General features: G+C 33.0%; 12 protein-coding genes. 10 read left to right on the top strand and 2 right to left on the bottom strand.

Annotated elements, in window-relative coordinates:
- The 3 genes from IW20_RS22645 to IW20_RS22655 form a co-directional block, all read left to right on the top strand.
- The coding region (locus IW20_RS22645) for an Ig-like domain-containing protein (protein ID WP_035628011.1) at window positions 1–1,916 on the top strand (1,916 nt) is incomplete at its 5' end.
- Window positions 1,917–2,350: 434 nt separating this feature from the next.
- Window positions 2,351–2,737, top strand: coding sequence for a cytidine deaminase family protein (locus IW20_RS22650; RefSeq protein WP_035628013.1), 387 nt, complete (start codon window positions 2,351–2,353; stop codon window positions 2,735–2,737).
- 205 nt (window positions 2,738–2,942) lie between these two features.
- Window positions 2,943–4,964, top strand: a complete 2,022-nt coding sequence (locus IW20_RS22655; RefSeq protein ID WP_035628015.1) for a site-specific recombinase — start codon at window positions 2,943–2,945, stop codon at window positions 4,962–4,964.
- A gap of 166 nt (window positions 4,965–5,130) precedes the next feature.
- Here the strand turns inward: IW20_RS22655 and IW20_RS22660 are convergent, their stop codons facing one another.
- On the bottom strand, window positions 5,131–6,180 hold the full coding sequence (locus IW20_RS22660) for a serine hydrolase domain-containing protein (protein WP_035628016.1): 1,050 nt from the start codon (window positions 6,178–6,180) through the stop codon (window positions 5,131–5,133).
- Between the two features lie 476 nt (window positions 6,181–6,656).
- Entirely contained in the window at window positions 6,657–7,637 is a 981-nt protein-coding gene (locus IW20_RS22665; protein ID WP_035628019.1) for a GlxA family transcriptional regulator, read from the bottom strand.
- A 139-nt stretch (window positions 7,638–7,776) separates the two neighbouring features.
- Here IW20_RS22665 and IW20_RS22670 point away from each other — a divergent pair, with 139 nt between their 5' ends.
- The 7 genes from IW20_RS22670 (at window position 7,777) to IW20_RS22700 (ending at window position 13,429) form a co-directional block, all read left to right on the top strand.
- A complete protein-coding gene (locus tag IW20_RS22670) occupies window positions 7,777–8,184 on the top strand; it encodes a VOC family protein (protein WP_035628020.1) in 408 nt (135 codons plus the stop codon).
- Window positions 8,185–8,197: 13 nt separating this feature from the next.
- Window positions 8,198–8,611, top strand: coding sequence for a VOC family protein (locus IW20_RS22675; protein ID WP_035628080.1), 414 nt, complete (start codon window positions 8,198–8,200; stop codon window positions 8,609–8,611).
- A 102-nt stretch (window positions 8,612–8,713) separates the two neighbouring features.
- The gene (locus IW20_RS22680) at window positions 8,714–8,932 is read left to right on the top strand and encodes a DUF4287 domain-containing protein (protein ID WP_035628021.1); all 219 of its coding nucleotides are present in this window, start codon (window positions 8,714–8,716) and stop codon (window positions 8,930–8,932) included.
- A 426-nt stretch (window positions 8,933–9,358) separates the two neighbouring features.
- Complete coding sequence (locus IW20_RS22685; protein ID WP_051886132.1) at window positions 9,359–10,981, top strand: arylsulfatase; 1,623 nt, start codon at window positions 9,359–9,361, stop codon at window positions 10,979–10,981.
- Between the two features lie 315 nt (window positions 10,982–11,296).
- The gene (locus IW20_RS22690; protein WP_240478524.1) at window positions 11,297–11,578 is read left to right on the top strand and encodes an ArsR/SmtB family transcription factor; all 282 of its coding nucleotides are present in this window, start codon (window positions 11,297–11,299) and stop codon (window positions 11,576–11,578) included.
- Window positions 11,579–11,748: 170 nt separating this feature from the next.
- Entirely contained in the window at window positions 11,749–12,732 is a 984-nt protein-coding gene (locus IW20_RS22695) for an LLM class oxidoreductase (RefSeq protein ID WP_035628023.1), read from the top strand.
- A 19-nt stretch (window positions 12,733–12,751) separates the two neighbouring features.
- On the top strand, window positions 12,752–13,429 hold the full coding sequence (locus IW20_RS22700) for a hypothetical protein (protein ID WP_035628024.1): 678 nt from the start codon (window positions 12,752–12,754) through the stop codon (window positions 13,427–13,429).
- Window positions 13,430–13,519 lie beyond the last annotated feature (90 nt).

A 13,519-nucleotide genomic window follows, 5' to 3' on the forward strand; every position in this document is an offset into this window, starting at 1 on the left:
TTTATTATGGTTCGTTAACAACGGGAATTTGCGAAAGCATTACACGTTTAGCCGTAACAGCAATTATAAATGATGCAGGAACACCAACAGGAAGTGCAACACAAGAGTTTTGTTTAACATCAAACGCTTTGGTTTCAGATTTAGTTACAAACGAAAATAATGTGACTTGGTATGATGCTGCAAATGGCGGAAATGTAGTTTCGGCAGGAACAACACTTGTAAACGGGACTATTTATTATGGATCATTAACAGCGGGAACTTGCGAAAGCATTACACGTTTAGCCGTAACAGCAATTATAAACGATGCAGCAACACCAACAGGAAGTGCGACACAAGAGTTTTGTTTAGCATCAAATGCTTTGGTTTCAGATTTAGTTACAAACGAAAATAATGTGACTTGGTATGATGCTGCAAATGGCGGAAATGTAGTTTTGGCAGGAACAACGCTTGTAAACGGAACAGTTTATTATGGATCATTAACAGCGGGAACTTGTGAAAGCATTACACGTTTGGCTGTAACGGCAATGATAAACGATGCAGCAACGCCAACAGGAAATGCAATGCAAGAGTTTTGTTTAGCATCAAATGCTTTGGTTTCAGATTTAGTTACAAACGAAAATAATGTTACTTGGTATGATGCTGCAAATGGCGGAAATGTAGTTTCGGCAGGAACAACACTTGTAAACGGAACAGTTTATTATGGATCACTTACAGCGGGAACTTGCGAAAGCATTACACGTTTAGCCGTAACAGCAATTATAAATGATGCAGGAACACCAACAGGAAGTGCAACACAAGAATTCTGTTTAGCATCAAATGCTTTAGTTTCAGATTTAGTTACAAACGAAAGTAATGTAACTTGGTATGATGCTGCAAATGGCGGAAATATAGTTTCGGCAGGAACAACTCTTGTAAACGGAACAGTTTATTATGGATCACTTACAGCGGGAACTTGTGAAAGCATTACACGTTTAGCCGTAACAGCAATAATAAGAACCGATTTACCAGGAGAAATCATTGGCTGGAAAGCTACAACATGCATTGCTGAAGAAGTAACGTATAAAACTACATCAGCAATGTCCGATTACAATTGGATGGTTACAGGAGGTTCAATTAAAGCAGGAGGACAATTAAATGATGATTTTGTAACTGTTACATGGACAACAGCAGGAAATGGTTCTGTTGAGGTAGAATTTATAAATTCTTCTAATTGTAATCCGATTGTAGCAATTCATTTTCCAGTATCAGTAACTGTTTGTTCAGATATTGCGATAGGAAAAACGGTAAACAATCCAACGCCAACTATTGGAGAAAATGTTATATTTACTATAACAGCAACAAATATTGGCACAAGTGATTTTCAGCATGTAAGCATAGACGAAATGTTGCCATCGGGATATAGTTATGTAATATCAACAACAACTTCAGGAACATATACTAGTTCAAATGGAGTTTGGGATTTACCCGTTTTAGCCGCAGGAACAACCGAAATTTTAACGTTAACGGCAAAGGTAAAAGGAACAGGAGATTATCTTAATATTGCCTCTTTAAACGCTTCAACACCTGCAGATCCTAATCAGGATAACAATAGGGCAGAAGCAGCTGTTACACCTACAGGAGTAATAATATATAATGCCGTTTCGGCCAATGGTGATGGAATAAACGATTATTTCAAAATAGAAGGATTAGAACATTATCCAGACAATTCAGTCGAAATTTATAATCGTTGGGGAGTTAAAATCTATGAAACCAGCGGATATGGATCTAATGATAATGTATTTCGTGGTGTTTCCGACGGAAGAACGACTGTTCAAAAAGGGAATGTTGTACCCGCAGGAACGTATTTTTACATCCTGCGTTATCAAACAAATGCTGAAACAAGAACAGAAAAAAGTGGTTACTTATATGTTAATTAATCCTAAATAATAAAATTAGATTAATCAATTAAAAACTGCCCAGAATTATTCTCTGGGCAGTTTTTCTATCTTTTATAAAAAGTACTTTTTTAGAGTACGCACCATCAAGATAAACAAGAACTTAAATTGCAAATTACCTTAAAAAAAGTAGCTAAATACACTTTAAAAAAAGAAGCTTCAAAGGTTTTAAAATTTTTATTATAGGCTGATACGATAAAGTTAAATATCTTAATCCAATGCTTATTTGCTCCTTTTAAATAAAAAGAATGTGTTTATTTGCAAAACACAGTTAATATTGGACAATCTGCTTCATATAAGATTTGTTCTAGAAAAAAGTTTAGAAGAACCAATTTTGGCAATCAAAATGTTGCTAAGATGTTCCATTAAATAATACTTAAAAACCTCTTATTTTTAATAATAAACGTTTTAAAACGATGAATAAAGACTTAAAAGAAATCGCAATGCAATTTGCGAAGGCGACGACTTTAAATAATTTTGTTGCCTATGGCGATGTTGCGGCAGCTATCGAAACAGTTCAAGGAAATATTTATACGGGCATTAGTATAGATACAGCCTGTTCAATGGGATTTTGTGCAGAGCATAGTGCTGTAGCCGAAATGCTCAAGCATAATGAGTATCAGATAAAATCATTTGTAGCAGTAGATGGTTCGGGTAACGCAGTCCCTCCGTGTGGTCGCTGTCGAGAATTGATTAGTCAATTAGCAGAAGAAAATCGTAATGCGATTGTAGAAGTCACAAATGGTGTCTTTACTACACTAGATAAATTATTACCGTACGATTGGAAGAAAAATTTGAAATAATTTTTCTTAATAAATGCAGAAATACAATATTGTTTTGGTGACAACAAATAGTACCTATCTGAATACTTTAAGAGAAAATTAAAATGACTGTAATTCTTATACAGTATATTGCATTACGTAAACGAGCTTCCTTTTTTTGTATCTAATATAAGAGGGTTAGCTATAATAAAATTTGATTAGAATGAAATTGAGGAGAAAACCAAAAATGACATTAAAATACTATTTTGAAAAAAACTTTAATAACGAACAGTTATGGGAATTTAATAGCGAAAATGTAGAATTACTGGTAGAATTGGTAAATTTAGTTCGCCCTAAGAATCCAAAAACAGTAACTGTTGTTGATTTATCAGAACTAATTAATTTACTTCAAGAGAATCAAAATTATCGTAATGGATTAATGGTTTGCATTAATGCTCACTTAGAAAATAAAAAGTTTAATAAAATCCTTTCGGACGCAGGTATTCTTCAGGATGCCAATTTCTTCTTTGAAGTACGCAAAAGGATTTTTGCCAAATTAATTCCTGAGCAACCAGAAAAGGACACTTTACAATTTATTTTAAATCAATTATTCTTTGTAAATACAGACCCAATATGGATAAAAAAAATACCTCAAGAACAAATTCTGGAGTTATTTTCTTTACTTAAATTTCGTTCTATTTATGGATTAACGGATGAAAAATCCTCGTTTAATGAGCTCATTTTTGCGATGGAGGTTATTACGTACCGCATTTGTGGATCGGCAATGGAAACAGATGTAATCCAGATGGTACCAGAATATGAAAATCTAGAGAGTCCATTTATTGCTTTTCAGCGAGAATTATTATTAATGAATGAAAAGCTGATTGAATCTCCTGAGAATTCTATCGATGAAGAAGATTTAGGGTACAAACAATTAGTTATTCTGCATAAACAATGTGTTGCTTATATAGAAACAGCTTTTAAGAACAGCAACAAATTTGGTATTTCGCTGCACGTAAATCAAAGTTTGCTACGAATCCGTCAGCAACTTCAAAGACTAAAATCGTTGTTGCCGCTTTTAATAAGAGGTAATGAAGAAGATGCCAAAAGAAATACTATTTCGTTATCATATAAATTGATTAAATACAATTGTGATAAAAACAATATTCAGAAATTAGTTAATGAGAGTACGCAACTTTTATCTTATGAAATAACCCAACATACCGCTAATACGGGAGAACATTATATAACCAACAGTAGTAAAGAATATTATAAAATGCTTCTTTCAGCCGCTGGAGGAGGTTTTATCGTAGGGATATTATGTATTATCAAACTCTTATTAGGAAAAGTAGAAGCCAGCGGATTTGGACATGTTTTTTTATATAGCATGAATTATTCTATAGGATTCATCATCATTTATATTCTTGGATTTACACTCGCAACAAAGCAACCTGCAATGACAGCTTCTGCATTGGTAAGAGCTTTACAAGAAGGGTTTAAGCAAAAAACACAAGATAAAAAAGATTATAAGTATAAAGAATTTGCCATATTTTTTGCCCGAGTATTCCGCTCACAGTTTATTGCTTTTGTAGGGAACGTAATTGTAGCTTTTCCTGTTTCATTACTTGGTATCTGGCTTATTGATCAAATATTTCATTATAATATAGCTCAGGAAAAGTGGCCAACTTTATTACAGGATTTAAATCCGATTTATTCAGCAGCAATTTTTCATGCAGCCATAGCAGGAGTTTTTCTGTTTTTATCAGGAATTATTGCTGGTAGTATTGCTAATCGTGATAAACACAATCATATTTACTATCGTATTCAGGAACACCCATTATTAAAATTAAGTTTAGGCAAGAAGTGGACTAAGAAATTGGCATCGTTATATGAAAAAAAATGGGCAGGGATTATTTCTAATTTCTGGTTTGGAGTTTTTATGGGAAGTACAGCTTTTATTGGGATATTCTTCGGGTTAAATATCGATGTTAGGCACATTACTTTTGCGAGTGGAAACTTCGCATTAGCGATATATGGCGCTGATTTTTATGTTGACCAATGGATGCTTATCTGGTCTGTGATTGGTATCGGTCTTATAGGTTTAGTCAATTTTATGGTAAGTTTCAGCTTGTCGCTGGGACTTGCATTTCGTTCCAGAAACATTCCGCTTTTGGAATTAAGACAAGTAGCAAGAGCAATCTTTAGGTATTTTTTAAGTAAGCCTTCACATTTCTTTTTTCCACCAAAAAACAATACTATTTCGCAATAGCTATTTACAAAATTCACTATTTCTTAAGTAATATAAAAAAGGTGCTGTCTAATTTTGGACAGCACCTTTTTTTAGAAGTTTTAAAAAATTTGCAAGTAGGGTTAATGGCTAATTTTTTAAGCATAAAATCATCATGAAATTAAGCCTATTGTTTTTCAGTTTATATCTATTTATTTAGGTCTTCATATAATTTATTAACCACTTTTTCCAAAATTTCTCCTGTTTCATTAAAGCTGGTATTTGTGAATATAGATATTCCCATATTTTTTTTAGGATAAATCACAAACCAATTTTGCATTCCGTATATGCCTCCGTGATGTCTATAAATTAATTCATTATCATTTTCTAATATATACCAATGATAACCTTCCCAAAAATCTGAACCTTCTTTATATAATTTTTTATGAGATTCATTTACAACAAGATTTGACTTGTCAAGTTGCAATTTCATATATTTTACTAAATCCGCAGGCGTAGAGTGCAATCCTGAAATTCCTCCCCATAAAGTTCTATTGAAGTTTGGCATTAATTCGTTTTTATCATTGTAACCCTTTACTAAAATTGCTTTTTCATTATCATTTAAGGTGAATTTGGTTTGGTTCATTTTATTTGGTTTCAAAACAAATTCAGTTACCAATTCCTCAAATGGCTTTTGATATACTTTTTCAAGTATATATGCTGTTAACTCTGGAGCTGTGTTTGAATAGGAATATATTTCTCCAGGTTTAGTTTCAATTTTGATTAGTTTTAATCCTTCAAAAAAAGCTTCTTTATTTTCGCTTTTTATAGGGAAATTAGGAAACCCACTTGTATGCGTGAGAAGGTGTTTGATTGTTATGGATTCCCCATTAAATTCTAAATTAGGATAAGGCTCGCTTAGATAGATTCTAATATCATCATCTAAATTTATTTTTTTATCAAGTACAGCTTTAGCGGCTACATAGCCCGTAAAAGTTTTAGTTACAGAAGCTAATTCATAAAGTGTAGAATCGTTTGGTTTGTTTCCTTTTCCGATAGATAATTCTCCAAAATGTTTTATTGTAGACTCTCCATCTTTAAACACAGTTATTGAAACAGAATGAAATCTTTTGTCCTCTAATAATTGTAAGGCATTTTTTGTAATAGCATTTTCAATATTTTGCTTATTAATTTCCTGATTACTTTTACACCCAAGTAAGGCAAAAAACAAAAATGCCGTTAAATGTTTTATTGTCATAATTTTTGGTTTAATTGTTTGATTAAGTGGTTTATAATGTCAGCTTGTGAAAAAACTTTGGTTTTGTAGTAAACAAATATATGAAAGTAATGTTTTTAAAAAAGTGTTTTTTGGGTACTTTAAGTGAGATAACATATACAAGGAATTTCCCGTAATTAAATGTGATTTTCAAGTTTAGAAGACACTATAACTCTCAGAAAGTTTTAGAAAATATGAAGTGAAATTGCTCCATCGGAGCATCATGTTTATAGAAAATATGCAGGTTCTTGAGGTAAAGCTACAGCGTAGCGATATTTAGATTTTTCTGCGGATTCATATGCCACCCCCTACGGGGTTTTACAAAAAAAAACATGAATTTCTATAAATATAGCGTTCCTCTGGAACTTAGAATGATATCTTATATTTTGCAGTCACGGAAAGAATTTCCGCGCTAACGTTTTGTATATCTGTACAATCGGGTTAATAAATACAACTTTTTAGTTAAGAACCATTTTATTGTACTTATTACGGTATTCTATAGGGTTTAATCCAGTGACTTTCTTAAAAATACTACGAAATGCTTTGGTATCTGTATAGCCTACATCGTACATTACTTCGTTTATATTCTTACGGCTGGTTTCAAAGCTTTTTTTGGCAAATTCAATTTTCACTCTATTTATATATTCTAAAACAGAATTGTTGGTTGCGGCTTTAAATCGTCTTTCAAAACTTCTTCTGCCTAATGATACTAGTTCTGCCAATTCATCGATTGTAATTTTTTCCTGAATATTATCTTCAATAAATTCCTGCGTTTGCTTTATTGCCGTATCATTATGATTTTTTTGACCCTGAAACATGGCAAATGCTGCCTGACTATCTCTATCTATATCAATAGCAAAATATTTAGAAGCCAATATAGCGGTTTGTCTATCCGTATATTTTTCTACCAGATGCAACAACAAGTTCCAGTAAGAGTTTGCACCTCCGCTAGAATAAATACGCAATTCTTCGGTAATTATACTTCCGTCGACAACTTCTACTTCGGGAAACATTTCTCTAAACTCGTTTTGAAATCCCCAATGTGTAGAACATTTTTTATTATTCAATAATCCTGTAGAAGCCAGCAAGAATGCACCAACACATAAAGAAGCTACTTCGGCACCTTTATCATATTGTTCGTTTATCCAAGGCAAAAATTGTTGATTTAGTGCTATTGCATTCTTCATATCACCAAATAATGCAGGTATTACAATTAAATCAGTTGTTGTAATATCTTTTAAAAGGTGAGAGGCGTTTACAGAATATAACCCGTCATTTAGTTTTACTTCTTTCTTTAAGCCAACTAACTGCACATCAAACAGCGGTTCTTTGCCAGAAGATAACATAAATTGGTTTACTGCCGAAAATAGATACTGAGGATCTGCAATGGCTTGCAAAACAGAGCTTTCAGGAACAAGGACACTTACTTTTTTTGTCATAGCTTTAATTTCATACCATTTCAAAGATAAATATAGTTTGTCGTAAAACACCCTTTTGTTGTCATTTTTATATATTCTTGTTCTACTATTTCTGTTCGATCTTTGTATTAATCAATTTAACAATTAAAAAATTAAACAAATGGCAACTAAAATTTTTATCAATCTGCCTGTAGCAGATTTACAAAAGGCAAAGTCTTTTTACACAGCAATCGGATTTACAAATAACCCACAGTTTACAGACGAAACTGCTGCTTGCATGGTTCTGACCGAAGAAATTTATGTAATGCTTTTAACGCATTCAAAATTTAATGAATTTACCAAAAAAGAAATCGGTAATACTCTTAAAACCGCTTCTGTTATTAATTCTTTATCCCTAGATAGCACTCAAGAAGTTAATGCAACAATTGATAAAGCTTTAAGAGCAGGAGGTAAGGAATATGCCGAAGCTAAAGATTATGGTTTTATGCAACAAAGATGCTTTGAGGATCTTGATGGTCATCTTTGGGATGTTCTATACATGGATATGGCTCAATTTCCGCAACAATAATAAAACAATAAAAATGGTACAGCTTAATTCTTATTTAACATTTAATGGCAATTGTCGGGAAGCCATGACATTTTACAAAGCATGTCTTGGTGGTGAACTCGAGCTACAAACCATAGCCGATTCGCCAATGGCTGAAGATTTGCCACAAAAAATGAAAAAATGTATTTTGCACGCCACACTCAAAAGTGACTCTATTGTAATTATGGGATCAGATATGGCACCAGAAAACTTTATTAAAGGAAATGCTGTCGCAATGATGCTTACTTTTAATAGTGAGGATGAAATAAGAAAAACTTATGCTCATCTGGCCAAAGATGGCTATGCAACTCATTCATTAGAAATGACTTTTTTTGGAGCCCTATTTGGTCATCTTACAGATAAATTTGGACATCAATGGATGTTCTATTATTCATCTGCTAAAAATTAATTTTTTATCTCAAGTATATTTATTGCAGACTAATCTTAGAAATTTTCTTGGGAATATTAGCTATTTATTATAAATTGTATCACAAACTAAATCTATAAAATTATGTCATTTCAAGCGTATATAGACAACATTAAAACTAAAACGGGTAAAACACCAGCCCAGTTTAAAGAACTTGCTGAAAAGAAAGGATTCGTGAAAGATGGGAATATTATCGAAACTGTAAAGGCTACCCAAATAACAAATTGGCTCAAAGAAGAGTTTGAATTGGGACATGGACATGCAATGGCGATTTATGCAAGCTTTAAGGGAAAAACGGAATAAAATTTTATCGCAGCTATCAAACGGAGACTTTAGGGAAAAACTTAAAGTCTTTTTTTGTGCCTATAATTTAGGGATGTGCTGCAAAAGTTAAGGATTAGATATAATATTTTTTAAAATTCTTTATTGATGTTAATGCTTTGTTTGTCTCATATCCAAAATAGTATTGTTGCATTTAACTTGTTCCACATTGTAACATGAAACGTTTTTGGACACAGAACATAATTGATTGGGTTTTTATTTTTTTTAGTTTTGATTTAACCAATATTTTCTGCAATTCCTTAGTCAGAATAAAAAGTGCTTTTAGCATTTAAAAAAAAATAGCCAAATAGTCTGATTTTAAATAAATTCTAAGTTGCATAAGTTTCATATCCAATAAATCAGATAAAATAATATTACCCCTTAATACTAATTTATCCCCAAAAAATTATGAACACAAAAAAAGTACCTATTAAAAAATCAAACATTATTACTGTTCTTACTGTGATATGTTTTTCTTTTGCGACTTTAATTGGATATTCCCAAAAGAGTCCAAATATTATTATTTTATTATCTGATGATACCGGATGGGGCGACTTAGGTCCCTATGGTGGAGGAGAGGGTCGTGGAGCTGCAACTCCTAATATTGATAAAATGGCTAAAGAAGGAATTCAATTTTGGTCATTTTACGGACAGCCAAGCTGCACACCCGGAAGAGCAGCCTTAATAACTGGGCGAATCCCTAACCGAAGCGGTATGACAACTGTTGCATTTCCTGGAGATGGTGGTGGTTTGCCAAAAGCCGAATGGACGCTTGCTTCTTTGTTAAAACGCAAAAACTATAGTACTTTCTTTGCTGGAAAATGGCATCTTGGCGAAGAGGATTATTCGATGCCAATCGCTCAGGGTTTTGATGTGATGAAAAACGTAACGTTATATCACTTAAATGCGTATACGTATACTGATCCTGAGTGGAATGCTGATATGCCTGAAAATATTAGAGCACAGTGGGTAAAAGGAACTAAAGGAGCTTTAGAAGGTGAGGCTGGAAAACCTTATAGAGAAGTTAGAAAAATAGATGGAAAAGTAATTCCATATCTAGACCAATATACCGAAGAGGAATCTATAAAATGGTTGAAAGAAAATGGGAAAAAAGATAAACCTTTTTTTATGGAAATATCTTTTGCCAAAAATCATCAGCCAAACATACCACATCCTGATTTTGCAGGAAAATCATCTGGTAAAAACAAATATGCGGACTGTATTGTAGAGCTTGATACCAGAATAGGTCGCATTATGGATGAAGTACGAAATCTTGGAATCGCAGAAAATACTTTAATTATATATACAGTAGATAACGGAACATGGCAGGATGTTTATCCAGATTGTGGTTATACACCATTTAGAGGGACAAAGGGAACTGACCGTGAGGGAGGAAGCCGTATTCCGACATTAGCATGGTGGCCTGGTAAAATTAAAGCTGGAACTCAAAACCATGATATTTTGGGAACGCTAGATTTTATGGCAACATTTGCAGCATTGTCTGGTCAGGAATTACCAACTATAGACAGAGAAGGCAAGCCAACTATTTTTGATAGTTACGATATGTCTCCAGTTTTATTTGGTACAGGAAAATCAAAAAGAGATATGTGGTTTTATTTTACAGAAGATGAGTTAACTCCTGGAGCTATCAGAATAGGTAAATTTAAAGCCGTATTTAATTTACGTGGTGATAATGGTGCAAGCACTGGAGGATTGGCCGTAGACTCTAATTTAGGGTGGAAAGGGGGAAGCAATTATGTAGCAACTGTGCCTCAGATATTTGATTTATGGGCAGATCCTCAAGAACGATATGATTTGTTTATGAATAACTTTACTGAAAAAACATGGTTTCTACCTACGATCCAAAATATAATTGGTGACTTTGTTAAAACATACGAAAAATATCCACCTCATGCAGTACAAAGTAATTTATATCCTGGGCCAACGACTATTTCTGATTATTTAATGTTTAAAAATGTTCAGGATAAACTAAAAGCAACTACAACTGCAAAACGTAGTGGTGGTGGTTGATTAGAATAACTATTTTATAGTTTTAACTTCTATGAGATAGCTTAAGAATTTGAAAATAAAACCTCCAGAATCTTCGGATTTTGGAGGTTTCTTATTATTACTAATCAATCTTACGATGAGAAATGACAGATTGGGACGATGCATTGCGCTCCAACGGTTGAAACCGTTGACAATGTTTGTGGGGTGTTATTCTTTTATTCCTATTTTAACCGTGTGATATAAATATTTTTTGTCAATTTTTTTGACAGTATAACTATTTATTAGTTTCTTTGTATCGATAATTATAGATATCTAGATATGATTGAATTGTTTAAAATGTTGTCAAACGAACACCGCATACTAATCTTGTCGTGGTTAAAAGATCCGCATGCTCATTTTGCTATTGAAGATATTGAACCTGAGGTAAAAGATTATGGGGTATGCATGAGCGTTATACAAAAGAAAGCAGGTATTTCTCAATCTACAACGTCATCCTATTTGTCATCAATGGTAAGTGCTGGTTTATTAAAATCAGTGAGAGAAGGGCAGTGGACATATTATAAGCGTAACGAAGAAAAAATTCAAGAATTAGGAGATTATATTAAACAGGCGCTATAGTTAGAAACTCCAATTTTAATGCAGATCAATAAATTAGGTGTTCAGTTATAATCTTAAAATGATTTAGGATGGATGCCTGAAAAGGTACTATTCTATTTTTTAAAACAAGATATCTATAATTCTAGATATCTAATATTCTATAAATACAAATAATTAAAAAATTACATTACATGGAAAATTCAATTCGAACTTTTGAAAATCACAAAGCATTCAATCGTATTTATGCTCCAAACAAACTAACGCTTGGTATCTTTTTGCCTTTGGACCTCTATGCTGGCAATCTTAATATTTTTAATGAGCATACTAAGTATATCAAACAAATTGACGATAAAAATTTTGGTGCTATTTGGGTACGTGATATTCCATTGTTTGATCCTGGTTTTGGAGACGCTGGTCAAGTATATGATGCGTTTACTTATCTGTCATTCCTTGCAGGACAAACCCAGAATGTTGCTCTAGGCACAGGAAGTATTGTATTACCTTTTTGGCATCCTATCTCATTAGCAAAAGTTACTGGATCATTAGATCAATTATCTAACAACAGATTAATTATGGGAGTTGGTTCTGGAGATCGTGCAGCAGAATTTCCTGCATTCGGACAACCTTTTGAAAAGCGTGGGGAACGTTTTAGACAAGTATTAGAAGAATTACGTAAGATAGGTCAGGAATCATTTCCTAGAATTAATTCTGAGCTAACTTCTCTAAATGGTTTGGATCTGATTCCTAAACCTATGGCAAAATCTATTCCTGCTCTTGTTACAGGATCAAGTCAGCAATCGTTAGAATGGATAGCAAATAATAGTGATGGTTGGATTACTTATCCTGGAGCAACCACTCATAAAAATGATACAATTAGACTGGGTGAAAAAATAAGTGTTTGGAGAGCTTTAATTCCTAATCAACAATTTAAGCCTCATATGACCAATGAATGGATAGAATTGGCAGAAGATCCATATTTTCCCAGAACACCATTAAGAGGAGGGTTTGTGCTAAAAACTGGAAGATTAGGACTTATTGATTTGCTAAACGAATGGCAGGAAGCAGGAGTAAACCATGCTGCATTAGGAATTCAGTTTAGTAAACGACCAATACCCGAAATCATCAATGAATTAGCAGAAGAAGTCTTGCCACACTTTCCATCATTAAACATTTAAAAAATTTCAAAAATAAATTATGTTTGATATTAAAATTGACTCTAATAATTACAAGCCAAAATATGTATATACACGAGTAGTTTTTTTTGTTTTATTTTTAACTGCAACTTCTTACAGTCAAAATCGTGACATTCCTGTAGAAGTTTTAGGAGGGAACAGAGCTTTTACCCATCAAATGTATATGACTAAATATATGCATGATAAAAGTAGGTTTGGGTATTTTGGTTATTTGAGATATGAATCTCCTTATGCAAAATTTGAAGAAAGCTCAATCCTTGGGCAATCTCTTTTCTTTTATGATGTAGCGGGTTTAATTAGTGTAGGAGGAGGTGGTTACGCCACCAATTCGGGGTTTGTTCCACAAATAGCCATAGCATATAGTAAAGCGATTAGGAGTTTTTCATTTTTAGCTTTTGCAGCTGTTGAACCTATTAAATCACCTAACGGAGAAATTTTTACAATTATGACCTATAATCCAACAATAAGTAAAAATGAAAATTGGAAATTATTCATGCAGTTTATAGGATCATTAAACTTTAATCTAAAGGGTAATGGCTATAATACTGCAAGTCAGTATTTACGGTTAGGATTGGAGAATAATGGATGGCAGTTTGGAATTGGAACTGACTTAATTCAGATAAGTACTACCAATGACTTTTCTGCAAATACTGGGCTTTTTATAAGAAGGCTATTATGATGAATTGTACTGTGAAGGATTGACTTGATTAATAAAATAAAAGAAGCCGTATCAATGTAAGATTTGAGACGGCTTCTTTTGTGTTATACT

Source organism: Flavobacterium hydatis (assembly GCF_000737695.1).
Taxonomy (GTDB): domain Bacteria; phylum Bacteroidota; class Bacteroidia; order Flavobacteriales; family Flavobacteriaceae; genus Flavobacterium; species Flavobacterium hydatis.

Excerpts from the sequence above, each read along its gene's own strand:
- IW20_RS22650 (WP_035628013.1), top strand. The coding sequence starts at position 2,351 with ATGAATAAAGACTTAAAAGAAATCGCAATGCAATTTGCGAAGGCGACG.
- IW20_RS22655 (WP_035628015.1), top strand. The coding sequence starts at position 2,943 with ATGACATTAAAATACTATTTTGAAAAAAACTTTAATAACGAACAGTTA.
- IW20_RS22660 (WP_035628016.1), bottom strand. The coding sequence starts at position 6,180 with ATGACAATAAAACATTTAACGGCATTTTTGTTTTTTGCCTTACTTGGG.
- IW20_RS22665 (WP_035628019.1), bottom strand. The coding sequence starts at position 7,637 with ATGACAAAAAAAGTAAGTGTCCTTGTTCCTGAAAGCTCTGTTTTGCAA.
- IW20_RS22670 (WP_035628020.1), top strand. The coding sequence starts at position 7,777 with ATGGCAACTAAAATTTTTATCAATCTGCCTGTAGCAGATTTACAAAAG.
- IW20_RS22675 (WP_035628080.1), top strand. The coding sequence starts at position 8,198 with ATGGTACAGCTTAATTCTTATTTAACATTTAATGGCAATTGTCGGGAA.
- IW20_RS22680 (WP_035628021.1), top strand. The coding sequence starts at position 8,714 with ATGTCATTTCAAGCGTATATAGACAACATTAAAACTAAAACGGGTAAA.
- IW20_RS22685 (WP_051886132.1), top strand. The coding sequence starts at position 9,359 with ATGAACACAAAAAAAGTACCTATTAAAAAATCAAACATTATTACTGTT.
- IW20_RS22690 (WP_240478524.1), top strand. The coding sequence starts at position 11,297 with ATGTTGTCAAACGAACACCGCATACTAATCTTGTCGTGGTTAAAAGAT.
- IW20_RS22695 (WP_035628023.1), top strand. The coding sequence starts at position 11,749 with ATGGAAAATTCAATTCGAACTTTTGAAAATCACAAAGCATTCAATCGT.
- IW20_RS22700 (WP_035628024.1), top strand. The coding sequence starts at position 12,752 with ATGTTTGATATTAAAATTGACTCTAATAATTACAAGCCAAAATATGTA.